This is a genomic window from Saccharospirillum salsuginis (genome assembly GCF_014651855.1).
Classification (GTDB): domain Bacteria; phylum Pseudomonadota; class Gammaproteobacteria; order Pseudomonadales; family Natronospirillaceae; genus Saccharospirillum; species Saccharospirillum salsuginis.
On sequence record NZ_BMXR01000004.1, the window covers coordinates 214880 to 239988 of the forward strand.

The window sequence follows — 25109 nt, forward strand, 5'->3', positions numbered from 1 at the left end:
TCAGTGCCTGTCGGAGAAAGGCACCTTCCGGGAGATCTACCGCTGGGAGCATGAGGAGGTATTGGATCGGCACCGCCAGCGCATGGAGGCGGACCAAGAGGATCGGATGCGCCAGCGCAGTGCGCTGGCCGAACACCCCTTTGGTACCTTGAAGTGTCGCTCCGGCTGGACTCACTTCCTGGTGCGTAGCTTTAAAAAGGTGCGGGGAGAATGGAATCTGATGGCGCTGTGTTACAACTTCAGCCGCGTGATCAGCATCCTTGGAATGGATGGCCTGATGGAGCATCTTGATCCCAAAGCCGCATTACAGGGGAGATAGGCTCGGCGGCCGGCAACTCGAGTGATGGGCGCGGTGAGAGGAGACACCACCGCCCCAGGTCGCTCGACGAAAGAATCCGCAATAGTAGGTCGAAATACCAATTGCGGGTGCCGGAGGGCATTCTAACCAGCATGAACGAGCCTAAAACCAATGTGATGCCGGCAAAAAAATACTCTCACAGCCTCCATGCCCACCCTACGGAAGTTCGTAGCCCAGCCGCCGTAGGTGCCGGGACAGTGACAACAGCGGCAGCCCGATCAAGGCATTGGGGTCGTCGCTTCGTACCCACTCAAACAGGGTGATGCCCAGCGCTTCCACCTTGAAGCTACCGGCACAATCCAATGGCTGGTCTTTTTCGATGTACCGGCCGATTTCGGCGTCGCTCAGTGTGCGAAACCGAACTTCGGTCGTAACATTCCAGGCCTCAATAATCGGGCCGGCCAGAGCAACCGCCGAATTGAAGATGACCGTCCCGCCGGAACAGCGTTTCAGCTGACGGGCGGCGGCCTCGGCCGTACCGGGCTTGCCGAGCAAGCGACCGTCCGGATCGGACGCGGTCTGGTCGCTGCCGATGATCAGATGGTCGGGGTAATCGTCGGTCAGGCTATCTGCCTTGATCCGGGCCAGGCGCAAAGCCAGATCGGCCGGCGTTTCACCCTGATGGGGCGTTTCATCGCACCGTGGCGACGCCTGCTCGAACGGGATTTGCAGGCAGGCGAGCCGTTCGGCGCGATAAATAGAGGTGGAAGCCAGTAATAATGGGGCTTTCATCATTAAAAACCTTTGACTTGAAAGTGCTCATCCGTATCATACCGCGCCTATGTCGAAATCCGAGCTCCCAGATCGCGTCGATGCCTATAAGTTGGCCGACCAGTTAACCCACCTTGACGGTGTGGTGTCGTCCACGCGGCTGTCGCGTCTGGCCGAGGCGGTGTTGAGTCAGGATGCCGAGTTCAAAGCGAGTTTGGACTTTAATCGTGACGCTGAGCAACGCCGCGTCGTGACAGGTGAAGTATCCGGGTCGGTAGAGCTGGAATGTCAGCGTTGCCTGCAAGCGGTCAAGCATACGATAGACAGCCGGTTTCATCTGGCGATTGTCTATAACGATGAAATGGCCAAGGCACTGCCGTCGGGCCTCGAACCCTTGATGTTGCTTCCGGATCAGCCGCTTGATGTGGCTGAGGTGATCGAGGACGAGGTTTTGCTCTCGTTGCCCATGCATGCCATGCATGCGCAGGGCGAATGCGAAATACAAACCGAATTCAAACCGGATGACTCTGAGGCTGGCGAAACGTCGACTCAGAAAGACAATCCGTTCAAAGTGTTGGAATCTCTTAAAAAGAGATCCTGAACATTTTTATGGTTTTAACAGCGCGGTCGGTCGGACAGTCCGACAATTCCCGCTGACGATTAACATGACGTTTAGGAGGCCTAGGCCATGGCAGTTCAGCAAAATAAAAAGACCCGTTCCCGTCGCGGAATGCGTCGCTCTCACGATTCACTGAAAGGCACCGCGCTGTCCGTGGATCCGACCACCGGTGAAACGCATCGTCGTCACCACGTATCCCCGGACGGTTTCTACAAGGGCCGCAAGGTCATTGCGGACGCCGACAGCGAGTAAGTCCCGATGGCTGATCTGGCCATCGACTTGCATGGAGGGGACCTGGGCCCCTCCCATCTCATCCCCGCCTCCCTTCGTTACTTCCAGCAGCACCCTCAACACAACGGCCTGTTGTTCGGCCTGACGGATTCCTGCAAACCCCATCTGCCGACCCGCTTACCGGCCAATGTCGACTTTAAACCCTGCCATCATCATTTACCGGCGGAACTGAATCCCGCCCAGTTACTGCGTCACCGTTACGGCAGCGGACTTGAGCTCGCCTATGAAACGCTGGCGGATCAGGGGGTGGATGCCGTTGTCTCGTCGGAGCACACCGGTGTATTGATGGCTTTAATGCACCGTCACGGGGTGCCGCACCCAGCGGTCGATCGTCCGGTCCTGGTCAGTTGGGTGCCCACGGCTCGCAAGCCGATCGTGATGCTGGATCTGGGGGCCTCCTTTTCGGCGAGTGCCGAGCAATTGCTCGGGTTTGCGGCCATCGGTCAGGCCATCGCCTCGGAATCCCGCGCCCGGAAGCCAAGCCTGGCGTTGTTGAATCTGGGCGTTGAAGCCAATAAGGGGCCGCACTCATTGCGCCTGGCGGCCGAGCAACTCAGGCAATGGCCGGATCTCGATTTTCGCGGCTTCATCGAGGCCGATCAGATATTTCAGGGGCGGTTGGACCTGGTGATCACCGACGGTTTCACCGGCAACGCCGTCATCAAATCGGCCGAAGGTACCCTGGATCTGACACTGTCCGCCCTGCGCGAACAACTGCAAGGAGATTGGCTGGGGCGCGTACTCGGTTATTTCCTCAATCGTCGCCTGAAGCCGCAATTCGTTCGGCTCGACCCGCGCCGCAGTAACGGGGCTCTGTTGGCCGGCAGCCCGATGACGGTAATCAAGAGCCACGGCGACGCCGATGCCCTGGCCTTCCAGGCGGCGATCGGTCGGGCGGTCGACGCCGTCGAAGGGCGCTGGTGTGGTCGGATTCTGGATCGGCTGGATCAGTTAATTCGTTGAGACCGGGCCAGAATTCGCACAAAGGGGTTAATAATGTCGATGTTTTTGTTCCGCATCGTCATAAATGTTTTAACAGGGCCTCCCTTTACTGAACCGGCTTGGCGACCATAATGCACCGCAAGCGAAAAAAGCCGTGATCTAACGGCGCAATCAGCGACAGGATTCGAATTATGGCCGACAATCTCGCGTTTGTGTTTCCAGGGCAGGGCTCCCAACAGGTGGGCATGCTGTCGGACCTGGCGGAACACTACGGTTCCATTCGGGAAACCTTCGAAGAGGCGTCCCAGGCGCTGGGATACGATCTGTGGCAACTGGTCACCGACGGCCCGGCCGACGAACTGAACAAGACCGAGAAAACCCAGCCGGCTCTGTTAACCGCCAGTACCGCACTGTGGCGCTTGTGGCAGGCCGAAGGCGGCACTCAACCGGATTACCTGGCCGGCCACAGCCTGGGTGAATACTCCGCTCTGGTCGCGGCCGAGGTGTTGTCTTTGACCGACGCGGTGAAACTGGTCGAAAAGCGCGGTCAGTTGATGCAAGCTGCGGTACCGGCCGGGGAGGGCGGTATGGCCGCCATCCTGGGGCTTGACGACGAGTCTGTGGTCAAGGGCTGCGAATCGGCACAGCAGGGTGACGTGGTCGAAGCCGTCAACTTCAACACGCCGGGTCAGGTCGTCATTGCCGGCAATACCGCCGCCGTGGAACGTGCCATTGAGCAGTTGAAGGAAGCCGGAGCCAAGCGTGCCATGCCATTGCCGGTCAGCGTACCGTCCCATTGCAGCCTGATGAAAGGCGCCGCGGAGCAGCTGGCCGATTACCTGAATGGCCTGACACTGAAGGACGCGGCGCGGCCGATCGTGCAGAATGTGACGGCCAAGCCCGAGACCCGGGCCGACGCACTGCAGCAAAACCTGATTGAACAACTCTACCGTCCGGTACTCTGGTCCCAGACCGTTGCCGAACTGGCGAAGCTGGGCGTGACCGAGACGGTCGAATGCGGTCCGGGCAAAGTATTGTCCGGGCTGAACAAGCGGATTGAAAAATCCCTGACGCTGTCCTCCCTCGGGAGTCTGGCAGCCTTTCAAGAACGGATAGGGAGCGCCTCATGAGCGACGCCAAACTGGTTTTAGTCACCGGTGCCAGCCGTGGCATCGGTGCCGCCATTGCCGATGAACTGGGCCGCCTGGGCTATCGCGTAGCCGGAACCGCCACCTCTGAAAGCGGTGCCGAGAAGATCACCGCCCGGCTGAAAGAAGCGGGTATCGACGGTAAAGGCTATCGCCTGGACGTGACCGACCCGGAGTCCATCAAGACACTGTTGGCGACGCTGAAGGAAGAGATGGGCGATGTGGCCATTCTGGTCAACAACGCCGGTATTACCCAGGACAACATCTTTCTGCGCATGAAAGACGAGCAGTGGGATGACGTCATCAACACCAACCTGAGCTCGGCCTTCCGCATGAGCAAAGCGGTCATGAAGTCCATGACGCGCGCGCGTTGGGGGCGTATCGTCAACATCTCCTCGGTGGTTGCTTCCTCCGGCAATGCGGGCCAGGCCAACTACGCGGCGGCCAAAGCCGGGCTCGAAGGTTTCACCCGAACATTGGCCCGGGAGGTCGGTTCGCGTAATATCACCGTCAATTCGGTCGCACCCGGCTTTATCCAGACCGACATGACACACGAATTACCCGAGGCGGTCCGCGAGAACCTGCTCAAGCAGATTCCGCTCGGCCGACTGGGGGATCCGGCGGAAATTGCCAGTGCCGTCAGTTTCCTGGTCAGTGACCAGGCGTCTTTCATCACTGGTGAGACCCTGCATGTCAATGGTGGCATGTACATGGGTTGAGGCGGCGGGTTTTGACTTGCCGGTAACGAATACCTTTTAATACACTATTGCGCACCGAACGGTGCTATTCCAATTAGGGAGTGTTCATAATGAGCAACATTGAAGATCGCGTTAAGAAAATCGTCTGCGAACAGCTGGGCGCCAAAGAAGAAGACGTCACCGCACAGGCTTCTTTCGTCGATGACCTGGGTGCCGATTCTCTGGACACCGTGAACCTGGTCATGGCGCTGGAAGAAGAATTCGAAACCGAGATTCCGGACGAAGAGTCCGAGAAGCTGTCTACTGTTCAGGACGCGATCGACTACATCAACGCGCACCTGGGTTAATCGGTTCCTGGCTACTGGCCGATCCGTATTGAATTCAAGCCGTATTGTCGCCAGGCAGTACGGCTTTTTAGTATCCGACCGGCGTCTGTGACAGACGGACGGTCAGGACACACACCCCGTGGAGGATACCTATGTCACGTCGTCGCGTCGTAGTGACGGGCCTCGGCTGCATCAGCCCCTTGGGTAACGATGTCAAAAGCACCTGGGACGGCATTCTCGCCGGCAAAAGCGGTGCGGCCCCGATCGAAAATTTCGATACCGAGAAATTTGCCACCAAATTCGCCGCCCAGGTGAAGAATTTCGATGTGGCGAACTACATCCATCCGAAAGAAGCCAAGAAGATGGACGGCTTCATTCAGTATGGTTACGCCGCCGCCATCGAAGCCATTCGGGACAGCGGCATCGAAGCCACGGAAGCCGATGCCCATCGAATCGGCCTGGCCATTGGCGCCGGGATTGGCGGTCTCGATACCATCGAGCGCAACCATTCATCCCTGTTGAAGTCCGGTCCGCGCCGGGTATCCCCCTTCTTCGTGCCCGCCGCCATCATCAACATGATTGCCGGCTATCTGTCGATCGACTACGGCTTCAAGGGCCCGAACATCGCCATCACCACGGCCTGTACCACCGGCACGCACAACATCGGCTACGCCGCCCGCACCATCGGCTATGGCGATGCCGATGTCATGGTCGCAGGCGGCGCCGAGATGGCGTCCACGCAACTGGGAATTGCCGGTTTTGGCGCCGCGCGCGCGCTGTCGACCCGCAACGATGCGCCCGAGCAGGCCAGCCGCCCCTGGGACAAGGACCGAGACGGTTTTGTACTGGGCGACGGCGCCGGCATTCTGGTGCTTGAAGAATACGAACGCGCCAAGGCCCGTGGTGCGACCATCTATGCCGAGGTGACCGGTTTCGGCATGAGTGGCGACGCCTATCACATGACCTCGCCACCGGAAGACGGCAGCGGCGCCTGCGCCTCCATGCGTAACGCCGTGGCGGATGCCGGCCTGAACCCGACCGAGATTGGTTACATCAACGCCCATGGCACCTCGACACCAGCCGGCGACATTGCCGAGACGCAAGCCGTCAAATCGTTGTACGGGGCCGATGCCGACCAGGTCGCCATCAGTTCCACCAAGTCGATGATCGGCCACTTGCTCGGCGCCGCCGGCGCGGTTGAGGCCATCTTCAGTATCCTGGCGATACGCGATCAGGTGGCACCGCCGACCATCAACCTGGACAATCCGGGCGAAGGCTGCGATCTCGACTACGTCGCGAAGAACGCCCGCGAACTGACGATCAACCATTCGCTGTCCAATTCCTTCGGTTTTGGCGGTACCAATGGCACCTTGATCTTCAGCAAAGTCTGATGCGACTTCTGGGGCCCGTGAGGCCCCGCTTCCTCCTATGCTGACCTGTCTGATCAACGGAACCGTCGAGACCCGGCTGAACAGCGATCATCGTCTTGTCGCTTTTGGCGACGGGCTGTTTGAAACCTGTCTGGCCGACCGGCGGGGGGTTCGTTTCTGGAACGACCACCTGAATCGTCTGGAAAACGGACTGGCTCGCCTGGGTATGATCTGGACGAGCGAGGATCGCGACGCCCTTGAGACCGAGATCGAGACCGTGCTCGCTCACGTTGAGGGCGTCGTGGTCTGCAAGCTGATCCTGGGGCGAGGCGTCCAGGGGCGCGGATACGATTTCGACCCCGATCGGCAACGCACCGACCGCATCGTGCAGGTCTTTCCGTACCAAGCCCAGCCCTGGCATCTGCAAGGCGCGACTCTGGTGCTGTCCGAGGTTCAGGCCAGCGTCAATCCGACATTGGCCGGTTTGAAGCACATGAACCGGCTGGACTCCGTACTGGCCCGCCAAAGCGCGCGAAGTGCCGGGGCCCACGAAGCATTGCTGTCCCGTGCCGATGGCCGCCTGGTCGAAGGCAGCATGAGCAACCTGTACCTGAAACGGGACGGTCAATGGCTCACACCCGACTTGGCCGAAGCCGGCGTGGATGGCATCATTCGCCGTCGTCTGCTCCGGCAGACGGAAGAGACGATCCGGGTCGCCGATCTCCTTCGGTCGGATCTGGACCGCGCCGAGGCACTGATGATCAGCAATTCCCTGATCGGCCTGGTGCCCGTGGTCAGTCTGGACGGCCGTCCGCTGACACCCCCCGCCTGGGACGAACTGTCCCGGTTTCGAACGGCTATTGGATTATCGAGTGATTAAACGACTGTTTCTGTTCGCTGTCCTGATCGGAGCCGGCCTGAGTGTCGGGCTCGGCTTTTACGCATACGATCAGTTGAATAAACCACTGACGTTGGATGAGCCCACGGTCTACCAGGTAGAGCGGGGCGCCTCTCTGCGCCGGGTATTGACCGATTTCGAACAGGTCGGCTGGCTGGATGAAGCCCGCATCCCCGAATATTGGCTGCGGTATCATGAAACGACCCGGATACAGCGCGGTGAATACCAGGTTCGCCCCGGCGAGACGGCGGTTCAGGTCGTCGAACGCATGGTCGACGGCGACAAGATTCTGCGCACGGTTCAATTCATCGAAGGCTGGACCTTCGCACAGTTCCGCCAGGCCATCGAGGCCAACGAATTCCTGACCCAGACATTGACCGGATTGTCGGACGAAGCGGTCCTGACCAAACTGGAGCTCGACATCGACCATCCCGAAGGCTGGTTCTTCCCCGATACCTACCATTTCGAGCGCGGCCGTACCGACGCCGACCTGCTGCTCCAGGCTCACCGAAAAATGCGGGACGAACTCGATCGGGCCTGGAAGGACCGGGCCGATGGACTGGTGATCGAGACACCGTACGAGGCCCTGATCCTCGCCTCCATTGTCGAAAAGGAAACCGGAGCGGCGTTTGAACGCCCGCAGATCGCCGGGGTGTTTTCCCGCCGCCTTGAGCAGGGGATGCGGCTGCAGACCGACCCGACCGTGATCTACGGCCTGGGCGACGCCTACGACGGCAATCTGACCCGGGCCGACCTGCGTGGTGATACGCCCTACAACACCTACACCCGCGCCGGTTTACCGCCCACGCCCATTGCCAACCCCGGCCGGGGGGCGCTTGAGGCGGCCGTGGACCCGGCCCCCGGCAGCGCGCTGTTCTTTGTCGCCAAGGGCGATGGCACCCACGTGTTTTCGGATACCTACGAAGAGCACGACGCCGCCGTGCGCCAATTTCAGCGTTTCGGTCGGCGCGAAGACTACCGTTCGGCCCCGGATGAGTCGTCGACTGACGAGGAGGCGCAACCGTGACCGCCCGTTTCATCACCATCGAGGGGCTCGAAGGCGCCGGCAAGTCCACCCAATTGTCCGTCCTGGCGAATTGGGTGACCGACCATCACGGCTCGCCGCTGGTTACCCGGGAGCCCGGTGGAACACCGTTGGCGGAGCAGATTCGCGATCTGGTGCTCGGGCATCATACCGAGACCATGGATGCCTGGACCGAGCTTCTGCTGGTCTTCGCCGCCCGCCGCCAACATGTCACCGAAAAGATACGCCCGGCGCTGGCGCAGTCGCAGTGGGTGGTCAGTGATCGGTTCACCGACGCGACCTATGCCTATCAGGGCGGTGGTCGGGGCATCGACTGGGCACGCATCGAGGCGTTGGAGTCCCTGGTGCTGGAGGGTTTTCAGCCGGATCTGACGCTCTGGCTGGATTGCCCGGCCGACATCGGCCTGGCCCGGGCCCGACAGCGCGGTGAACTCGACCGCATCGAACAGGAAAACATCGACTTCTTCGAGCGCTGCCGCGCCGCCTATGAGCGTCGTCATCGCGAACACCCCGATCGCGTCATCCGGCTGGACGCCGCCCAATCGATCGAAGCGGTCAGCGCCGATCTTGTGGCCGTTCTGGAGGAGCGTTGCGCATGAATCCTTTGCCCGAGTGGTTGACGCCGCTGTCACATCGCGTCGAACAGATTTTGGCGCAGGGGCGGCTGCCGCATGCCCTGTTGCTGATCGGACGCCCTGGTGACGGACTTCACGAACTCGGCCGCTACCTCGGTGATTTGATTCTGTGCCAGGCGGACAACCGGCCCTGCGGTCAGTGCAAGAGCTGCCTGCTGCTCAAGGCTGGTGTCCATCCGGATCGCTTGACCATCGAACCCGAAGGCAAGAGCGAGGTCATCAAGGTGGCCCAGGTGCGCGAAGTCGGTCATTTCATGCACGAGACGGCCCAGCAGGGTGGCAACAAGGTCATCCGCCTGGTCGGAGCGGACCGGATGAACATCGCCTCGGCCAACGCCCTGCTCAAGATGCTGGAAGAGCCCAACCGGGACACCTACCTGATTCTGGAAGCCGGATCGCTGTCGCGATTGCTGCCCACGGTCCGCTCTCGGTGTCGCATCTACAAGCTCGACCGACCCACGTTCGAGCAGGCGGCTTCATACCTGGGCGGGCAGGGCGTGGACGCTACCGAAGTGAACCATCGGCTGAGCATGGCCGAAGGCGCTCCGATGGAGGCCGTGGCCTTCGATCAGGACGCCCTCGAAAGCTGGAACCGCCAGGTCGCCACTTTCCAGCGCGAGCGCGACTTCAGCGCTCTGGCCGCTTTTATCCACCAGCAAATACCGCAGCGATTGTTGCGACAATTGCTGCTGTGGGTGGATGCCGCCTTGCGAATGCAGCACAATACCGAGGTGATCCTGCCCGATACTGATCGGCCCCTGGTGGATCGCTTGAGCCAGGTCGAGGGTGCCTCGCTTTTTCGTTTCAGAGACTATATTCTGGAGCTGACTGGCAGCCTGCAGAACCAGGCGAATTTGAATCAACAGATGTGGAGCGAGCAGCTGGCGGCTCGTTGGCTGGAACTGCAATTATGAATCCAAAACTCGGCGGCCCACGCAACGGCATACTGTCCCTGACGATGAAGGACAAGGCCGTTCTGTATGCGGCCTACATGCCTTTCGTCAAGAACGGCGGCCTGTTCATCGCCACCAACAAGAAGTTTAACCTGGGGGACGATGTCTTCCTGTTGCTGAATCTGATGGATGAGCCCGAAAAAATCCCAGTGGCCGGCAAGGTCATCTGGGTAACCCCACGAGGTGCCCAGGGTAACCGTGCAACCGGCATCGGCGTGCAATTCAGTAAAAAGAATGAACTGGCCAAGGACAAGATCGAAACCTACCTGGCCGGCGCCCTCAACTCGGACAAACCGACCCACACCATGTGACTCCGGTCGGACGCAACGTCCGACCTCCGGTGTCCCCCGTCTCCCGTACCCTATAAATGCTCTTTCGAGTCGATCCGGCGCGGCGGCGGTTCGGCCCCGTCCGGCATCGTCTGCTGCATTTTGGCTTCCATATACATCAAGGCTTCCTCATCATCCAGAACCCCGTGACCATGCCAGGGCATCAACCGATAGACCGGGGTTGTCGAGCCTTCGAACTCCAGATAAGGGTACTTGATGATGTCGAAATAGGGGCTGTAGTCGAAATCGCTGGGCGTACACAGCTTCGGGTTCCTCTGGAACAGCTTCACCTCGCCGCCTTCCTGACGTTTGACCAGCGGCAGAATGGGAAAGGAGACCGCCCCGAAGGCCTCGGCGATCAGGGTGGAGCACACGGTGTGGGTGCTGCCGCCCGGTTTCCATTCGAACAGGGAGGAGCGGAATCGCTTGGGTAGAAAACTCCACGGCAGGTAAAACCGGAGCAGGTCCAGAATCTGTCGCACGTCGTAATCGGTGCCCAGGCGATGGATCGCGTATTTCAGGACCAGCTGACTGTCCTCGTACGTCAGATCGCGCGGGCGGCACAGGCGCAGATGGCGGTTCTTGTAGGTGTCCAGCGGGCGGATGACGGTACCCATGCCCAATTGGCTCTCTATGATCAATTGGACATCCGGCTGGCCGTCGAAATACTCGCGGATTTTCAGGCGCAAGCGGGGGTCTTCGACATCGTGCAGCCGCCCGATGTACAGGGCGGAGTGAATCCAGCGGCTTTGGGTGACGCTGCCGATGGTCTCCGCAACGCGGGAGTACCCTTCGACCAGAATGACGTCGCAGCTGCGGATTTCGCGCCGCAGCTTACTGAAATCGCTCATCGGATGCGCATCGTTGACCGGTTCTTCGGTCAGCCAACGCGTAACGGCTCGATAGATCGCGGAAAACAGTCTCATTCACTCGCTCCCGATCCCGTCGGGATCGCTTTCGTTCTCATACACTCAGTTATAGACTAGATCCCGAATCCGCACCAACGCAGGCCTCATGCTTCACCCTGTCTTGCAAGTCAAGGACCAGCATCCCACCGAAACCGCCATTCTCAATTCGGCCCTGAATCTGTTTATGCTCTCCGGCGAAGATCAGGTTTCCGTGACCCGCCTGATCCAGACGGCCGGCATCAGTCGATCGGTGTTTTATCACTACTTCAGCGGCAAGGAGGACATCTATGCCGCCTTGCTGTTGGCGGACGAGATCGGAGTGGGGCCGATCCTCCGCAAGCATCTGGAAGCGGGCAGCCTGTCCGGATTGATGAAGGAATACGTTAAGTATCGTCTGCAAAGTGTTGAAAAACATCGGTTTTTTGTCAGAGTAGAAGAGAAGTTGTTGCGCGCGGACTGCCAATTGGAGCGGTTTGTCCAGTGGCAGCGTCTCAGGCGCAATCACATCGAATTGTTTTCCGAATGCGCGCGCAAACACCACGGCGTCGACAAAGGTTCCTACGAAGATAACCTGCGGTTTTACTACGGCCTGGTCTGGGCACTGACATCCGGTGTCGCCAGCCTGTCCGGAAACGACCTGTATCACGAAATGATTCCGGACAAGCGGGGGTTCGTTCGGTTCCTCGCCGAAGCCGTCGCGGAAGTCGGGGAGGCCAGTGAATGACACTCGAAAGCCTGTTGAAACAGATCGGCGACCAGAAACACCCTCCGGTGGAGCGCTGGAACCCCGAGTTCTGCGGTGACATCGACATGGAAATCCGCCGCAACGGCGACTGGTACTACCAGGGAACGCCCATCGGACGCCCGGCCATGGTCAAGCTGTTCGCATCGATACTGAAGCGGGAAGGGGAGCACTATTACCTGGTCACGCCGGTCGAGAAGGTCGGTATCCGGGTCGAAGCCACGCCCTTCATCGCCACCACGGCGGAGTATGTGGAAGGTACCTGGATTGTCACCAACAACCTGGGAGAGTCGGCGCCGCTCGACGCTGAGCACCCACTTGATGCCCTCAGTGACTCCGAACAACCGGTCATGACCTGGCGCCGCAACCTACCAGCGCGGATCCACCAGAACCTGATGTACCACTGGCAGACTTGGGCACTGGAGCAGGGTGGGCCGGATGAGGACGGTGTGCTGTGGCTGGATAGCGCGGGAGAACGGTTCAAGCTTGCGGAAATGTAGGGTGGGCACGGCCCACCATGGTTGGAAGGTTGTCACGGTATGGTCAATGGTGGGCGGTGCCCACCCTACGTAAAAAAGCCGGCGATTCGCCGGCTTTTTGTTATTACATATTGGGGTAATTCGGCCCACCACCACCCTCGGGCGTCACCCAGGTGATGTTCTGCGCCGGGTCCTTGATGTCGCAGGTTTTGCAATGCACGCAGTTCTGGGCATTGATCTGGAACTGCTTCTGCCCCGCATCGTCCTCGACCACCTCGTACACCGCCGCCGGGCAGTACCGCTGGGCGGGCTCGGCGTATTTCGGCAGGTTGCTCTGGATCGGAATGTCCGGGTCCGTGAGTTTCAGGTGAACCGGCTGGTCTTCCTCGTGATTGGTGTTCGACAGGAACACGGAACTCAGTTTGTCGAAGCTCAGCACACCGTCCGGTTTGGGATAGTCGATCGGTTTGCATTCGGCCGCCGGCTTGGTCTGTGCGTAATCCGGTTTCGGGTCGGACAGCGTCCAGGGCAGCTTGCCCTTGAACAGGTTGATGTCCACAAACGCATAGGCCGAACCGAAGATGTTGCCCCATTTGTGCTGCGCCGGGCCGAAATTGCGCTGCTGATTGAGCTCTTCCCAGGCCCAACTTTCGCGGAAGGCCGTGGCGAATTCGGCCAGATCCTGGCCCGCTTCCCAGCCGGATTTGGCTTTGTTCAGAATGACATCGGCGGCGAGCATGCCGGACTTCATCGCGGTGTGGCTGCCCTTGATCTTGGCGAAGTTCAGTGTACCGGCGTTACAGCCGATCAGCAGGCCGCCCGGGAAGTGCATTTTCGGCAGGCTCTGCAGGCCGCCCTTGGCGATGGCGCGAGCACCGTAGGAGACGCGTTTGCCGCCTTTGAGCACCTTGGCGAACACCGGGTGGTGCTTCATGCGCTGGAATTCGTCGAACGGGCTCAAATACGGGTTTTCATAACTCAAGTCGGTAATCAGGCCGACGACCACCTGGTTGTTCTCCAGGTGATACATGAAGGAGCCGCCGGCGGCGTCGTGCTCGTCCAGCGGCCAGCCGGCGGTATGAACCACCTTGCCCAGTTCGTGGTTGGCCGGGTCGACGTCCCACAGCTCCTTGATGCCAAGGCCGTAATGTTGGGGTTCGGCGTCCGCGTCCAGTTTGAAATGGTTGATCAGGGATTTGCCCAGATGACCGCGCGCGCCTTCGGCGAACAGGGTGGTTTTGGCATGCAGTTCCATGCCGGGCATGTAGCTGTCTTTTTCGCTGCCGTCGCCCGCGACACCCATGTCACCGGTGACGATGCCCTTGACGGAGCCATCGTCCGCGTACAGCACTTCGGCCGCGGAGAAGCCGGGGAAAATCTCGACACCGAGCTCTTCGGCCTGTTCGCCCAGCCAGCGACTCAGGTTACCCAGGCTGATGATGTAGTTGCCGTCGTTGTGCATGGTCGACGGCGCGAAAAAGTTGGGTACCTTGATGGTGCTTTCCGGACCCCGCAGGACATGAATATCATCGCCGGTGACGGCGGTATTCAGCGGCGCCCCCTTGTCTTTCCAGTCCGGAATCAGTTCATTCAGGGCGCGCGGTTCGAACACGGCACCGGAGAGAATGTGCGCTCCGACTTCGGATCCCTTTTCGACGACGCACACCGACAATTCCTGTTCGGACGCCTGCGCGCCCTGCATCAGTCGGATGGCGGCCGACAGACCGGCAGGACCGGCGCCGACGATGACCACATCAAATTCCATGGATTCACGTTCCATAGGGACCTCCTGAACGTTGCCGCCCGGCCGGGTGGGCCTGGCAGGTGATCTTAAGCTTCTTGTCCAGCGGGACTGACACGGCCATCCGCCGCTATCAAGAAGGTGTCATTGTAATTATTCGCGTTGGCGCCATCCTGTTCGGGCCAACTTAACTTGGGCGGCAGTTTACCCTCTTGTCGCGAAAAATTAAAACAACTGTTTGAAATTTTCGTTTAAAACGGATTAAATGGGTCTCGGAAGATCGCCCCAGGCCGGGGTCCCCCGGGCTCATACACAGAATGAGGACGCTATGAAAGTACTGGTTCCCGTGAAGCGTGTTGTGGACTACAACGTAAAAGTCCGCGTCAAGCCGGACCACAGCGATGTGGACCTGGCGAACGTCAAAATGGACATCAACCCCTTCTGCGAGATCGCAGTCGAGGAAGCGGTGCGCCTGAAAGAGCAGGGCGTAGCCGACGAGATCGTCGTCGTCTCCATCGGCGAAGCCAAGGCCGAAGAGCAGATCCGCAAAGCGATGGCCCTCGGTGCCGATCGCGGCATCCTGATCACCACGGATGAAGCACCGGGCTCACTGTCCGTCGCCAAGCTGCTTAAAGCCGTGGTCGACGAAGAGAAGCCGGGCCTGGTTATCCTCGGTAAACAGTCGATCGACAGCGACAACAACCAGACCGGCCAGATGCTGGGCGCCCTGACCGGGATGCCGCAGGGCACCTTCGCCAGCAAGCTGGTGGTCGAAGGTGAGGAAGCCCAGGTGACCCGCGAAATCGACGGGGGTCTGCAGACGGTTGCCCTCAAGCTGCCGGCCATTGTAACAACCGACCTGCGTTTGAACGAGCCGCGCTACGCCAAGCTGCCGGACATCATGAAAGCCAAGCGCAAGCCGCTGGACAAGAAAACCCCGGCCGATTACGGCGTGGAAGTCCGCAAGACGGTCAACACCCTCAAGGTCGAGCCACCCGCCGAGCGTCAAGGTGGCATCACGGTAGGCTCCGTGTCCGAGCTGGTCGAGAAACTGAAGAACGAAGCTAAGGTGCTGTCATGAGTATTCTGATCGTCGCTGAACACAACAACGCCTCACTGTCCTCGGCCACCGCGCACGTCGTAACCGCCGCTCAGGCTATCGGCGGGGACATCCACGTCCTGGTTGCCGGCGAAAACGCCCAGAGCGCCGCCGATGAAGCCGCCAAGTTGAACGGGGTCGCCAAGGTTCTGCTGGCCGACAACGCCGCCTTCGGCCACGCATTGGCCGAAAACCTGGCCACCCTGGTGGCCGAGCAGGGCAAGGACTACAGCCACATCCTGGCGCCGGCCACCACGACCGGCAAGAACTTCATGCCGCGCGTCGCCGCCTTGCTGGACGTTGAGCAGTTGTCCGACATCGTCGGGGTCGAGTCCGCCGATACCTTCAAGCGGCCCATTTACGCGGGCAACGCCATCGCCACGGTTCAGTCCACCGATGCGATCAAGGTCATCACCGTTCGCGGCACCGCCTTCGATGCCTGTGAAATGGACGGTTCCGCCAGTGTCGAAACCATCGATGCCGGTTCGGACGCCGCCGTCAGCCGTTTCGTCGGCGAGGAACTGGCCAAGTCCGACCGCCCGGAACTGACGTCCGCCCGCGTCGTCGTCTCCGGTGGGCGCGGCATGCAGAATGGCGAGAACTTCGAGCTGCTGTACAAGCTGGCCGACAAGCTGGACGCCGCCGTGGGCGCCTCCCGCGCCGCCGTCGATGCCGGTTTCGTGCCCAACGACATGCAGGTCGGTCAGACCGGCAAGATCGTCGCACCGGAGCTCTACATCGCCGTCGGCATTTCAGGTCAGATCCAGCACCTGGCCGGGATGAAAGACAGCAAGGTCATCGTCGCCATCAACAAGGACGAAGACGCCCCCATCTTTCAGGTGGCGGACTACGGCCTGGTGGCGGACCTGTTCGAAGCCCTGCCGGAGCTGGAACAGTCGCTCTGATTGAAACGGTAGGTATTCGAGAAAGCCCGGCCTTGTTGCCGGGCTTTTTTGTGAATGGAAGTACTTATGCTGCGAGTACAAGGTGGTCCGACGTTTCGGGGTGCAGGAGCAGTGTTTGTACATGGTGGTTCGACACTTCGGTGTACTTATACTGCGAGCACGGGGCGGTCCGGGCGCCTACCGGCCTGGCTCCAGGGTTTCCCCAAGCATCATCAGCGCCTGCTGCACGGTCGGCACGATTCGTTCGGCCAATGCCGTCGGGCGCATCTCGCGCCCGCGACGAATGAACAGGGGGTCGTTGTAATGACTGCGCAGTCGTCCGAGTGCATTGCTGACCGCCGGCTGGGAAACGCCCAGACGACGACCGGCCAGGGTCAGGTTTCGCTCCCGGTAGACGGCGTCGAAAACGCGGTACAGGTTCAGGTCGATCATGATTGGCGGTTCATCGGAAACCGGCTTGCCTTGTTGTTATGACAATCGAGTGTACGGCCAGCCCGGGCCGATACAACGCCTCAAATTCAACCTCTGGGCTAATCCAAACCCCGTTCCACCGAGCCCCGTCAATGCGGGTAAGGTTTTCGCAAAACTGGCACGGAAAACCGCGTGGCGGTTGGGTCCAGCCTAAACTGAGAGTATAGTTGCGGCATTTTTTCGGCGGGACCCATATACAGAGGTCCCGTCCCCGTCGTCCCGTGGTGTCTCTCGCGGGATTACCGGCCGGATTGTGCGGCCGAGGGGACAGGGAATGACTGCCATTTAACAGACGGGTGTCTATGAGCTGGTTTTACACGCCCCAACATAAAGCACAAAAAGATCGGGCGATCCTGAAACGCATCGACGAAACGCTGAGTCGCCAGGGTCTGCCCAGTGCGATCCTGCATTTCCTGGTATTCCTGTTGCTGGAATGGCAATGGCTGGACGTCGGACCGACGCCGACGGGCAGTTATGTCTTCGGTTTGCTGTTGGTCGTCATGGCCGCCTGGCGTTTCATCATGATCGCCCAGTTCAGCGACTGGTACGGCCGGGGCCCGGCCCGGTGGCGGGACTGGTTCATCGCCTCGGGCTTTCTGCATGCGGCGGTCTGGACCGCCTACATGGTTTACCGCCTGTCCGGGCCGGACCATCCGATCGAGCTTCTGGGGCTGCTCTACACCCTGGCCGTCGCGTCCGGGGGAACCTTTGTTTACTCCCTGTATGGGCGGACCGTTCGTATCTATCTCGCCATATTGCTCTGGCCCGTGGCGGTGTACTACGCGTTTCGCGCTGCGGGCGACAGTCACTGGTACATCAGTCTGGCGTTCGTGGCTCTGTATTTTTACCTGGTCAGTACCGCCGGGCGCGTCTCGGAACTGGTCTGGGGGTTTCTGACCCACAACCACGAACTGAAACAGAGACTGCGCGCGCTGGAACAGGCCCGCGAAGCCAATGTCATCCAGGCCAGTTCCAACCGCCGATTCATCAACCAGTTGCTGCACCGGGTGAAAAACCCGCTCAGTGGCCTGCTGGGCGTGCTCGGCATGCTCAGTCACGATGAGCAGTCCAGCGAACACCAGGGCATGTTGAACATCGCCCGGCGCAGCGGCCATTCGATTCTGGATCTGGTCAACGATCTGGAAGCCTTCATCGAACAGCGTGACCAGTCCCGGGTACCGCAGAACATCGTTTTCAACCTGCGCAAAACGTTGGAACACGCGCTGTCGGATATGGGCAGCAAGGCGCATGAGCACGGTCTGGAACTGGCGTACATGTACCATCCGGAAGTGCCGGAACGGATCGAATCCGACCCTCAGTGGCTGTCCAACGCCTTTCGCCGCCTGCTCGACTTCGCCCTGGAAAGCGCCGAGGAAGGGGAGATCACGGTTCGCATCGCCCTGGACAACCGAGCCGATGACGAACGATTGTTGCTGTCCTTCTATTTCGGGAATGACGAAAGCAGTGTCGAAGACCTGAACGCCGCCATCAACCGCAACATGGACACACTGCCAGAAGACGAAGACGTCTCCGATCAGTTGACCCTGATGGTCGCGGCCGCGCAGTTCAAGGCGATGGGCGCCGAGCTTCAGGCCATCGAGAAGGACGGTCTGAAGAAACTCCGGGTTTCCCTGCCCATCAAGTCCTCGTCCCAGCAGGCCAGCTCCTTCCGCCCGGCGCGCTTCATGGCCGGCCGCTCGGTGATGCTGGTCGATATGACGCCCATCAACGAACGGGCGCTGACGGCCGAGTTCATGAGTTGGGACATGACGGTTACCGCCTGGCAGATCGAGCGCCTGCTGGACGACGAAGGCGAGCTCGATACCGATTTCATCCTGCTGAACATTCCGGTCGAGGACGCCCGCGCCCAGGAATACCTGCGACAAGTCCAACAGTTGCTGGACCGGCTGGCCGACCATCGCGCCCGTGTCTTCCTGTACGCTTCGGAATTGCAGCGCGGCTTGTTCAGCGGCCTGACGGGGCCGTTTCATTTCATCGAAAAACCGGTTAGCCGAGACGACTTGCTGCGTCACCTGCGCGAGTCGCTGGAGGAAACTCATCTCGACAAGGTCGAAGAGTACCGGTGCAGCAACACGCGAGTGTTGTTGGCGGAAGACAATATGGTCAACCAGAAGGTCGTATCCCGTCTGCTCGAACGCATGGGTGTGTCGGTGCAGACCTGTGTCAACGGCCAGGAAGCGGCTCGCATGGCCACGACGGATTCGCCCTATGACCTGGTCATCATGGATTGCCTGATGCCGCGCATGGATGGCCTGGAATCCACCCGCAAGATACGCCAACACGAGTTAAGCTCGGGCGATCATGTTCCCATCATCGCGATGACGGCCGAGGATACGCCGGAACAGGAGCGTGCCTGCCTGGCCGCCGGCATGGACGATTTCATGACCAAACCGGTGTCTTATGAGAACCTGGTCACTTTGATTCAAAGGTGGGTAGGTTGATGGAGGCTCCCGGAGTGATATTCTTTTCAAACCAAGTACTTAGCAACGAACCCAATACAAACAGGACAGGTCAATGACAGCAGTACCACCGGGCGTCATGGAGCGGCGCTTGCCCTTTGCATTTGCCAAGCGACACGGTGTCGTGATCGATTACGGTCACGCCGATGGACCGCGCCTGCTGTACCGGCCGGACGTTAACCTGAACGCCCTCCAGGAGGCGCAGCGCATCGTACAGCGCGTACTGCCCCAGGTTCAGGTCAATGAACAGGAATTCTCCGAGCACCTCAATCGCGCCTATCAGACCGACTCCGACGACACCATGCAGATGGTCGAGGGGCTCGGCGATTCGATGGACCTGAGCTCCCTGGCCGAATCGGTCCCGGAAACCGAAGACCTGATGGAGCAGGAAGACGACGCGCCCATCATCCGGCTGATCAACGCCATTCTCACCGAGGCGGTGCGTGAAAACGCCTCGGACATTCACGTCGAGACCTATGAAAAACGACTGTCGATCCGGTTCCGGGTCGATGGCGTGCTGCGTGAGGTGGTGCAACCCAAGCGGGCCCTGGCTCCGCTGCTGGTGTCCCGGATCAAAGTTATGGCGCGGCTCGATATCGCCGAGAAACGGGTTCCTCAGGATGGCCGGATCGCCTTGCGCGTCGCCGGTCGGGAAGTGGACCTGCGGGTATCGACCATTCCATCCAACCACGGTGAACGGGTGGTGTTGCGTCTGCTCGACAAGCAGGCCGGCCGTCTCGATATCAGCCATCTTGGCCTCGATGATCGGGATTACGACACCATCAAGGATCTGATTCAACGCCCCCACGGCATTATCCTGGTCACCGGTCCGACCGGTTCCGGTAAGACCACGACGCTGTACGCGGCGCTGCAGGCTCTGAACAGCCACAGCCGCAACATCATGACGGTCGAGGATCCGATCGAATACAGCCTGCCCGGTATCGGCCAGACGCAGGTGAACACCAAGGTCGACATGACCTTCGCCCGCGGCCTGCGCGCCATCCTGCGTCAGGACCCGGACGTGGTGATGATCGGCGAGATCCGCGACTACGAGACCGGCGACATCGCCGTTCAGGCCAGTCTGACCGGTCACCTGGTGCTGTCGACGCTGCACACCAATAGCGCCACCGGGGCTGTAACCCGCTTGCAGGACATGGGCATCGAGCCCTTTCTGCTGGCCTCAAGCCTGATCGGGCTGGTGTCCCAGCGTCTGGTACGCACCCTCTGTCCGGACTGCAAGTCGCCCTACCAGGCCGACAAGGCCGAATGCGAATTCCTGGGTATCGACCCGAGCCAGCCCCCAACGATCTACCACGCCAAGGGCTGTTCCTCCTGTAAAGCGACCGGCTATCGGGGTCGCCTGGGCTTGTACGAGTTCATCAAGGTGGACGAGGCCATGCGTCAGTTGATCCACGACCGGGCCGGCGACATCGATCTTGAGCGGCACGCCCGCACGCTTTCGCCCAGCATTCTGGACGATGGCAAGAACAAGGTGCTGAACGGGCTGACCACGGTCGAAGAAGTCCTGCGCGTCTACCGGAGTTATTGATGGCCGCTTTCGAATATTCGGCGCTGGACGAGCGCGGCAAACGACGCAAAGGGGTTCTGGAGGCCGACAGCAGCCGCCAGGTTCGTCAGCAACTGCGCGACAAGGGTTGGTTCCCGGTCGATGTGGAGCTGACCCAGAAGCAGCAGAGCCGGAGCACCGGCCTGTTTGGCGGCCCTTCGATCTCGATCGCGGACCTGGCGCTGGTGACGCGTCAGTTATCCACCCTGGTGGGTTCCGGTATGCCGCTGGAGGAATGCCTGCGCGCCGTGGGCGAACAATCCGAGAAGGGCCGGGTCCGCAGCTTGATGATGGGCGTGCGCGCCCGGGTCCTGGAAGGGTTCAGTCTGGCCAAGGCGCTGGGCGACTATCCGCGGGCTTTTCCTCCTCTTTACCGTGCAACCGTTGATGCGGGCGAGCATAGCGGTCATCTTGACCGGGTTATGATCCGCCTGGCGGATTACATGGAGGATCAGCAGAAAACCCGGAAGCAGGTTCAGATGGCGTCCATCTATCCCGGCATTTTGACGGTGATCGCACTGTTGATCGTCGGGTTTCTGCTGAATTCGGTGGTGCCGGAAATCGTGGGTGTATTCGCCTCGACGGGTGAATCCCTGCCGGGCCCCACCCGGGTCCTGCTGTCCGTCAGCGAGTGGGTGCAGTCCTGGTGGCTGGCCACCTTGTTGGCTATGGTCGGAGCCTGGCTGGCCCTGGTCATCTGGAACCGGAACCCCACCCGCCGGCGCATGACGCACCGTCTGTTACTGCGTCTGCCGCTGATCGGGCGGGTATCACGCGGTTTTAATACCGCCCGGTTCATCGGCACCGTCGCCATTCTGAGCGGCAGTGGTGTTCCTTTGGTGGAAGGCATGCGCATCGCGTCGGAAGTGGTTTCCAATCTGGAAATCCAGGCCCGGGTTCGCGAAGCCGCCATTCGGGTTTCCGAGGGCGGCAGCCTGAACAAGGCGTTGACCGATGCCGGCTATTTTCGGCCGATGATGTTGCACATGATCGCCAGTGGCGAAGCCAGCGGCGAGTTGGACAATATGCTGCAACGGACGGCCGATGCGGAAGACCAGCAAGTGAAGGAGCTCATCTCCACCGTCCTGGCTCTGTTCGAGCCGTTGATGGTGGTACTGATGGGGGGCATCGTACTGATCATCGTCCTGTCGATCGTTCTGCCCATTATGGAAATGAATACCTTTGTAGGTTAGGAAAAGACAATGAATCACAAGCAACGCGGTTTTACACTGATTGAATTGATGGTGGTCCTGGTCATCCTGGGCGTTCTGTTCGGCCTGGTGGCACCCAATGTCATTGGCCGGGGCGACGAGGCACGGGTACAGGCGGCCAAAACGGATATCCGTACCATCGAGAACGCGCTCGATACCTATCGACTGCACAACTCCCACTATCCGTCCACGGACCAGGGGCTCGAAGCACTGGTATCCAAGCCGTCCGGCAGCCCGGAACCCAACAATTGGCGCGGCCCCTACCTGAAGCAATCGCCGAAGGATCCCTGGGGTAATGAGTACGGCTATATCCGGGAAGGTACGTCCTACGAAATCATTTCGTACGGCGCTGACGGCCAGGCCGGCGGCAGCGATATCGACGAGGATATTTCGTCCACCGATACCGAATGACCCCGGCCCTGATCCAAAGTACCGGCTCGCATCGGCGACCGTCGGGTTTCACTCTGATCGAACTGCTGGTGGTCATCGTCATTATCGGTGTGGCCGCCAGCGCTGTGCGTTTGGCCGTTACCCAGAAGGATCCGTTGGCGGATATCCAGCACTCGGCCGAGCAACTGGCTTATACAGTGGGGCAGGCTCAGGATCGCGTGCTGTTGAGCAATACCGAACGCGGCATTCTGTTTCTGTCCCACGGGGCGACGTTCCTGGAATGGCGCGAAGGCGATCCTATGGAAGGCGAAGAACCCATCATGTGGTCTGTGAGCGAAGCCGAACCGATCGAATGGCAAGCGCCGGACGAGGCTCGCCTTTCATTGCAACTGGACAGCCAGTGGGTCGAACTCAACGACGAACTGCCGGAAGACCCGTTGTTGATTCAACCTCATGTCGTTTTATTGCCGTCCGAAGATTACACGCCGGCTTTTCAACTGGACATAGAGCACGAAGATATAATGGATGCCAGCATCCAGGTCATCGGCGATGGCTTCAACCGGCTGGAGGTGAAGCGTGTCGAGAACTGAGTCCGGGTTTACGCTGATCGAGGTCATGATCGCGGTGGCTATCTTTGCGGTTATGGCCGGGGCCATCGCCATGGCCAATTCACAAAATTTGACGGCCGCGTATCAGATTGAGCAGCAAACTCAGGGTCGCTGGGTAAACGAAAATGTCCTGGCCCGTATGCGCCTGTCCGCCGCGCCGGATCTCGGGTCAAAAACCGAAAAAGTGGAATTCAATGGGCAAACATGGACCGTTGAGATCGAAGTGACGGAATTTAGTCCTTTTGAAAAAGTTGCTCAGGAAAATCCGGCTGTCCAATCGGTAAAACAACAAATCGGACAACGCACTCGATCTGTCGAATTACGCGCCTTTCCCCCGGAAAGCGACACACATGCCGATGCGCTCTATGCCATATTGGGTGACCCATGATGAGTTCGGCCCGTGGATTCACCCTGATCGAATTGCTCATTGCCATTGCCATATCGGCGATCCTGGCTGTGGGCACCCTGTTTCTGGTTCAGGCATCGCGTACCACCTATCAAACGTTGACGGTCAGCAATGAATACCAGTCCCAGTTAACCCGGGTGATCCGAACCCTGACCAATGACTTCACTCAGTGGGCGCCCGATCGTCCGGTCAAGGATGCGTTCGGTGACAATCAGGCGGCCATGCACCTGGATGAAGTGGACGGCTTGTCGTTAACGCGCAATGGCTGGGGACTCAGCCAGTTCGTCGATCTGGAGCGGTCTTCGTTGCAGCGCGTCCAGTATCGTCTCGCGGTACCGGGCAGCGAGTTGTGCCCATGGCTGGACGAGGAGGCCGAAAACGACAAGGGGGGCTGCCTGGTACGAAGCCATACGCTCCAGCTGGATGACGATGGCAGTTTGGAATGGCGCCACCAGACCCTGCTTCGGCCCGTGAAGACCATGTCATTTTCGTTCATGGCACGATACGACGGGGAAACGGGCGAGTTCGACAAGTGGCCACCGGACGTTCCCTTCGGACAGGAGGGCGAACCCGATTTGTTCGCCGTTGAGTTTACTTTGACGACCGGCGAGGGCGATGCCATCACGCGCATGGTCGCCGTTCCGCGTAATCCCGACCCGACGACTACCGGCGGTAACAGCGGTTCCAATGAAGAATCGGGAGGCAGCGGTGCGGACTGAACGTGGATTCGCGTTGATTCAGGTATTGCTGGTCTTCGCCATGTTGGCCGTGGTAGTCACCAGGCTGCAATACGAACAGAAGATTCAGGTGGAGCGCGCCTATCAATCCTTGACGTTGAGTCAGGCGCAAGCCTATTTGAACAGCATCGAAGACTTTGCTCGTGTTGTATTAAAAATGGAACCGGATTTATCGCAAGCCAAGACCGACCATTTTGGGGACTACTGGAATGAGGGAGTTCCATTGGATTACAACGGTGCGGAAATGTACGTCAAGGCTAATGACTTACAAGGTCGGTTCAACGTCAACTGGCTGCATCCTTCAGCTCCCAACCGGGAAGCGGCGACTCAGGGGTTCAAGCGGTTGTTGATTCACTTGCAGCTGGATCCCGCCATCGCCGACGAACTGAAAGATTGGTTCGACAGTGACAGCAACGCCTTGTTCAACTACAGCGATCTGGATCCGGCGTATCGGCCTTCCTTCGAACCCATGGCCGATGTCAGCGAGATGAAACTGCTGAAATCCGTGGATGCGAAAGAACGAAAAGGCGACGACAACATCACCGACTACGAAAAGCTGGCACCGTATTTGTCAGCTTTGCCCCCGGACACGCCGCTGAATATCAACACGGCTTCGGAACCGGTGTTCATGACGCTGGCCAGCTTCATCAGCGAACAGGATGCCCAAAGCTTTGTCAGCGAACGAGACAGTAAAGACAATGGATACACCAGCACCTCGGAGGTCACCGATACGCAGGTGTTCCAACAGAATCCCAACGGCCGGATTCTGATAGACCAACTGACGGTCGAGTCCCACTGGTTCGATGTCTACAGTCAGGTAACGCTCAATGACCGCACCTATATCCGGGAAAGTACGATTCACCGGACATCGGAGTCCGCGCTGGTCACGCGACGTACGCAGGCGATCACGGAAGCGAACACCGCACCGGGCGATGCGTCTCAGGGTAGCCAGGGCGGTCAACTCCCGACCCCTGGGCAAAGCATCCCGGGCCTGGGTAACGCCTTGGGCGGTACCGGTGCCAAAACGGAATAATATGGAGAC

The 25109-nt window shown here is 59.7% G+C and carries 29 protein-coding genes; 25 read left to right on the top strand and 4 right to left on the bottom strand.

The annotated features are described in order from the left end of the window. The coding region (locus tag IE111_RS09390; RefSeq protein ID WP_189608299.1) for a transposase at positions 1-319 on the top strand (319 nt) is incomplete at its 5' end. A 195-nt stretch (positions 320-514) separates the two neighbouring features. On the opposite strand, the gene IE111_RS09395 is transcribed toward IE111_RS09390, so the two are convergent. Continuing rightward, positions 515-1090 (bottom strand): Maf family protein, encoded by a 576-nt coding sequence (locus tag IE111_RS09395; RefSeq protein ID WP_189608300.1) that lies wholly within the window; start codon positions 1088-1090, stop codon positions 515-517. Positions 1091-1139: 49 nt separating this feature from the next. Here IE111_RS09395 and IE111_RS09400 point away from each other — a divergent pair, with 49 nt between their 5' ends. The 12 genes from IE111_RS09400 to IE111_RS09455 all read left to right on the top strand — a co-directional run bounded on the left by IE111_RS09400 (position 1140) and on the right by IE111_RS09455 (position 10305). Next, positions 1140-1670 (top strand): YceD family protein, encoded by a 531-nt coding sequence (locus IE111_RS09400; RefSeq protein ID WP_189608301.1) that lies wholly within the window; start codon positions 1140-1142, stop codon positions 1668-1670. A gap of 87 nt (positions 1671-1757) precedes the next feature. After that, entirely contained in the window at positions 1758-1940 is a 183-nt protein-coding gene (gene rpmF, locus IE111_RS09405; RefSeq protein WP_189608302.1) for a 50S ribosomal protein L32, read from the top strand. 6 nt (positions 1941-1946) lie between these two features. Continuing rightward, positions 1947-2942, top strand: a complete 996-nt coding sequence (locus IE111_RS09410; protein ID WP_189608303.1) for a phosphate acyltransferase — start codon at positions 1947-1949, stop codon at positions 2940-2942. A gap of 170 nt (positions 2943-3112) precedes the next feature. After that, positions 3113-4051, top strand: a complete 939-nt coding sequence (gene fabD, locus IE111_RS09415; RefSeq protein WP_189608304.1) for an ACP S-malonyltransferase — start codon at positions 3113-3115, stop codon at positions 4049-4051. Beyond that, positions 4048-4788 (top strand): 3-oxoacyl-ACP reductase FabG, encoded by a 741-nt coding sequence (gene fabG / locus IE111_RS09420; protein WP_189608305.1) that lies wholly within the window; start codon positions 4048-4050, stop codon positions 4786-4788. The genes fabD and fabG overlap by 4 nt, the downstream gene beginning before the upstream one ends. Positions 4789-4877: 89 nt before the next feature. Further along, a complete protein-coding gene (acpP, locus tag IE111_RS09425) occupies positions 4878-5114 on the top strand; it encodes an acyl carrier protein (protein WP_189608306.1) in 237 nt (78 codons plus the stop codon). 131 nt (positions 5115-5245) lie between these two features. Further along, positions 5246-6484: a beta-ketoacyl-ACP synthase II gene (fabF, locus tag IE111_RS09430; RefSeq protein WP_189608307.1), complete on the top strand. Its 1239-nt coding sequence runs from the start codon at positions 5246-5248 to the stop codon at positions 6482-6484. A 37-nt stretch (positions 6485-6521) separates the two neighbouring features. Beyond that, positions 6522-7343, top strand: a complete 822-nt coding sequence (gene pabC / locus IE111_RS09435) for an aminodeoxychorismate lyase (protein ID WP_189608308.1) — start codon at positions 6522-6524, stop codon at positions 7341-7343. Continuing rightward, the gene (gene mltG / locus IE111_RS09440; RefSeq protein ID WP_229805305.1) at positions 7336-8388 is read left to right on the top strand and encodes an endolytic transglycosylase MltG; all 1053 of its coding nucleotides are present in this window, start codon (positions 7336-7338) and stop codon (positions 8386-8388) included. The genes pabC and mltG overlap by 8 nt, the downstream gene beginning before the upstream one ends. Beyond that, a complete protein-coding gene (gene tmk / locus IE111_RS09445; protein WP_189608310.1) occupies positions 8385-9005 on the top strand; it encodes a dTMP kinase in 621 nt (206 codons plus the stop codon). Before mltG ends, tmk begins: the two co-directional genes overlap by 4 nt. Beyond that, a complete protein-coding gene (locus IE111_RS09450) occupies positions 9002-9955 on the top strand; it encodes a DNA polymerase III delta subunit-related protein (RefSeq protein ID WP_189608311.1) in 954 nt (317 codons plus the stop codon). The genes tmk and IE111_RS09450 overlap by 4 nt, the downstream gene beginning before the upstream one ends. Continuing rightward, positions 9952-10305: a PilZ domain-containing protein gene (locus IE111_RS09455; RefSeq protein ID WP_189608312.1), complete on the top strand. Its 354-nt coding sequence runs from the start codon at positions 9952-9954 to the stop codon at positions 10303-10305. Before IE111_RS09450 ends, IE111_RS09455 begins: the two co-directional genes overlap by 4 nt. A gap of 50 nt (positions 10306-10355) precedes the next feature. On the opposite strand, the gene IE111_RS09460 is transcribed toward IE111_RS09455, so the two are convergent. Beyond that, positions 10356-11249 carry a hypothetical protein gene (locus IE111_RS09460; protein WP_189608313.1) on the bottom strand — a complete coding sequence of 298 codons (894 nt, stop codon included), beginning with the start codon at positions 11247-11249 and terminating at the stop codon, positions 10356-10358. An 88-nt stretch (positions 11250-11337) separates the two neighbouring features. On the opposite strand from IE111_RS09460, the gene IE111_RS09465 reads away from it, so the two are divergent. Next, complete coding sequence (locus tag IE111_RS09465; protein ID WP_189608314.1) at positions 11338-11955, top strand: TetR/AcrR family transcriptional regulator; 618 nt, start codon at positions 11338-11340, stop codon at positions 11953-11955. Continuing rightward, a complete protein-coding gene (locus IE111_RS09470) occupies positions 11952-12473 on the top strand; it encodes a DUF1285 domain-containing protein (protein WP_189608315.1) in 522 nt (173 codons plus the stop codon). Before IE111_RS09465 ends, IE111_RS09470 begins: the two co-directional genes overlap by 4 nt. Positions 12474-12576: 103 nt before the next feature. On the opposite strand, the gene IE111_RS09475 is transcribed toward IE111_RS09470, so the two are convergent. Continuing rightward, a complete protein-coding gene (locus IE111_RS09475) occupies positions 12577-14232 on the bottom strand; it encodes an electron transfer flavoprotein-ubiquinone oxidoreductase (protein WP_189608316.1) in 1656 nt (551 codons plus the stop codon). A gap of 289 nt (positions 14233-14521) precedes the next feature. On the opposite strand from IE111_RS09475, the gene IE111_RS09480 reads away from it, so the two are divergent. Next, the gene (locus tag IE111_RS09480) at positions 14522-15274 is read left to right on the top strand and encodes an electron transfer flavoprotein subunit beta/FixA family protein (protein WP_189608317.1); all 753 of its coding nucleotides are present in this window, start codon (positions 14522-14524) and stop codon (positions 15272-15274) included. Further along, positions 15271-16197, top strand: coding sequence for an electron transfer flavoprotein subunit alpha/FixB family protein (locus tag IE111_RS09485; RefSeq protein WP_189608318.1), 927 nt, complete (start codon positions 15271-15273; stop codon positions 16195-16197). Before IE111_RS09480 ends, IE111_RS09485 begins: the two co-directional genes overlap by 4 nt. Before the next feature lie 177 nt (positions 16198-16374). Here the strand turns inward: IE111_RS09485 and IE111_RS09490 are convergent, their stop codons facing one another. Next, on the bottom strand, positions 16375-16629 hold the full coding sequence (locus IE111_RS09490) for a LysR family transcriptional regulator (protein ID WP_189608319.1): 255 nt from the start codon (positions 16627-16629) through the stop codon (positions 16375-16377). A 341-nt stretch (positions 16630-16970) separates the two neighbouring features. Here IE111_RS09490 and IE111_RS09495 point away from each other — a divergent pair, with 341 nt between their 5' ends. From IE111_RS09495 to gspK, 8 genes are all read left to right on the top strand, one after another. Then, complete coding sequence (locus tag IE111_RS09495; RefSeq protein WP_189608320.1) at positions 16971-19130, top strand: response regulator; 2160 nt, start codon at positions 16971-16973, stop codon at positions 19128-19130. A gap of 73 nt (positions 19131-19203) precedes the next feature. After that, positions 19204-20697, top strand: a complete 1494-nt coding sequence (gspE, locus tag IE111_RS09500; RefSeq protein WP_189608321.1) for a type II secretion system ATPase GspE — start codon at positions 19204-19206, stop codon at positions 20695-20697. Further along, positions 20697-21908, top strand: coding sequence for a type II secretion system inner membrane protein GspF (gene gspF, locus IE111_RS09505; protein ID WP_189608322.1), 1212 nt, complete (start codon positions 20697-20699; stop codon positions 21906-21908). The genes gspE and gspF overlap by 1 nt, the downstream gene beginning before the upstream one ends. 9 nt (positions 21909-21917) lie before the next feature. Next, positions 21918-22337 carry a type II secretion system major pseudopilin GspG gene (gene gspG / locus IE111_RS09510; protein WP_189608323.1) on the top strand — a complete coding sequence of 140 codons (420 nt, stop codon included), beginning with the start codon at positions 21918-21920 and terminating at the stop codon, positions 22335-22337. Beyond that, complete coding sequence (gene gspH / locus IE111_RS09515; RefSeq protein ID WP_189608324.1) at positions 22334-22906, top strand: type II secretion system minor pseudopilin GspH; 573 nt, start codon at positions 22334-22336, stop codon at positions 22904-22906. Before gspG ends, gspH begins: the two co-directional genes overlap by 4 nt. Next, positions 22893-23312 (top strand): type II secretion system minor pseudopilin GspI, encoded by a 420-nt coding sequence (gene gspI, locus IE111_RS09520; RefSeq protein ID WP_189608325.1) that lies wholly within the window; start codon positions 22893-22895, stop codon positions 23310-23312. The genes gspH and gspI overlap by 14 nt, the downstream gene beginning before the upstream one ends. Continuing rightward, a complete protein-coding gene (locus IE111_RS09525) occupies positions 23312-24049 on the top strand; it encodes a type II secretion system protein GspJ (RefSeq protein ID WP_189608326.1) in 738 nt (245 codons plus the stop codon). The genes gspI and IE111_RS09525 overlap by 1 nt, the downstream gene beginning before the upstream one ends. Next, complete coding sequence (gene gspK / locus IE111_RS09530) at positions 24039-25100, top strand: type II secretion system minor pseudopilin GspK (RefSeq protein WP_189608327.1); 1062 nt, start codon at positions 24039-24041, stop codon at positions 25098-25100. The genes IE111_RS09525 and gspK overlap by 11 nt, the downstream gene beginning before the upstream one ends. Positions 25101-25109 lie beyond the last annotated feature (9 nt).

What these genes read in the sequence shown, in the direction of transcription:
- IE111_RS09395 (WP_189608300.1), bottom strand. Translation starts at nt 1,090, where the DNA reads ATGAAAGCCCCATTATTACTGGCTTCCACCTCTATTTATCGCGCCGAA.
- IE111_RS09400 (WP_189608301.1), top strand. Translation starts at nt 1,140, where the DNA reads ATGTCGAAATCCGAGCTCCCAGATCGCGTCGATGCCTATAAGTTGGCC.
- rpmF (WP_189608302.1), top strand. Translation starts at nt 1,758, where the DNA reads ATGGCAGTTCAGCAAAATAAAAAGACCCGTTCCCGTCGCGGAATGCGT.
- IE111_RS09410 (WP_189608303.1), top strand. Translation starts at nt 1,947, where the DNA reads ATGGCTGATCTGGCCATCGACTTGCATGGAGGGGACCTGGGCCCCTCC.
- fabD (WP_189608304.1), top strand. Translation starts at nt 3,113, where the DNA reads ATGGCCGACAATCTCGCGTTTGTGTTTCCAGGGCAGGGCTCCCAACAG.
- fabG (WP_189608305.1), top strand. Translation starts at nt 4,048, where the DNA reads ATGAGCGACGCCAAACTGGTTTTAGTCACCGGTGCCAGCCGTGGCATC.
- acpP (WP_189608306.1), top strand. Translation starts at nt 4,878, where the DNA reads ATGAGCAACATTGAAGATCGCGTTAAGAAAATCGTCTGCGAACAGCTG.
- fabF (WP_189608307.1), top strand. Translation starts at nt 5,246, where the DNA reads ATGTCACGTCGTCGCGTCGTAGTGACGGGCCTCGGCTGCATCAGCCCC.
- pabC (WP_189608308.1), top strand. Translation starts at nt 6,522, where the DNA reads ATGCTGACCTGTCTGATCAACGGAACCGTCGAGACCCGGCTGAACAGC.
- IE111_RS09450 (WP_189608311.1), top strand. Translation starts at nt 9,002, where the DNA reads ATGAATCCTTTGCCCGAGTGGTTGACGCCGCTGTCACATCGCGTCGAA.
- IE111_RS09455 (WP_189608312.1), top strand. Translation starts at nt 9,952, where the DNA reads ATGAATCCAAAACTCGGCGGCCCACGCAACGGCATACTGTCCCTGACG.
- IE111_RS09460 (WP_189608313.1), bottom strand. Translation starts at nt 11,249, where the DNA reads ATGAGACTGTTTTCCGCGATCTATCGAGCCGTTACGCGTTGGCTGACC.
- IE111_RS09465 (WP_189608314.1), top strand. Translation starts at nt 11,338, where the DNA reads ATGCTTCACCCTGTCTTGCAAGTCAAGGACCAGCATCCCACCGAAACC.
- IE111_RS09470 (WP_189608315.1), top strand. Translation starts at nt 11,952, where the DNA reads ATGACACTCGAAAGCCTGTTGAAACAGATCGGCGACCAGAAACACCCT.
- IE111_RS09475 (WP_189608316.1), bottom strand. Translation starts at nt 14,232, where the DNA reads ATGGAACGTGAATCCATGGAATTTGATGTGGTCATCGTCGGCGCCGGT.
- IE111_RS09480 (WP_189608317.1), top strand. Translation starts at nt 14,522, where the DNA reads ATGAAAGTACTGGTTCCCGTGAAGCGTGTTGTGGACTACAACGTAAAA.
- IE111_RS09485 (WP_189608318.1), top strand. Translation starts at nt 15,271, where the DNA reads ATGAGTATTCTGATCGTCGCTGAACACAACAACGCCTCACTGTCCTCG.
- IE111_RS09490 (WP_189608319.1), bottom strand. Translation starts at nt 16,629, where the DNA reads ATGATCGACCTGAACCTGTACCGCGTTTTCGACGCCGTCTACCGGGAG.
- IE111_RS09495 (WP_189608320.1), top strand. Translation starts at nt 16,971, where the DNA reads ATGAGCTGGTTTTACACGCCCCAACATAAAGCACAAAAAGATCGGGCG.
- gspE (WP_189608321.1), top strand. Translation starts at nt 19,204, where the DNA reads ATGACAGCAGTACCACCGGGCGTCATGGAGCGGCGCTTGCCCTTTGCA.
- gspF (WP_189608322.1), top strand. Translation starts at nt 20,697, where the DNA reads ATGGCCGCTTTCGAATATTCGGCGCTGGACGAGCGCGGCAAACGACGC.
- gspG (WP_189608323.1), top strand. Translation starts at nt 21,918, where the DNA reads ATGAATCACAAGCAACGCGGTTTTACACTGATTGAATTGATGGTGGTC.
- gspH (WP_189608324.1), top strand. Translation starts at nt 22,334, where the DNA reads ATGACCCCGGCCCTGATCCAAAGTACCGGCTCGCATCGGCGACCGTCG.
- IE111_RS09525 (WP_189608326.1), top strand. Translation starts at nt 23,312, where the DNA reads ATGAGTTCGGCCCGTGGATTCACCCTGATCGAATTGCTCATTGCCATT.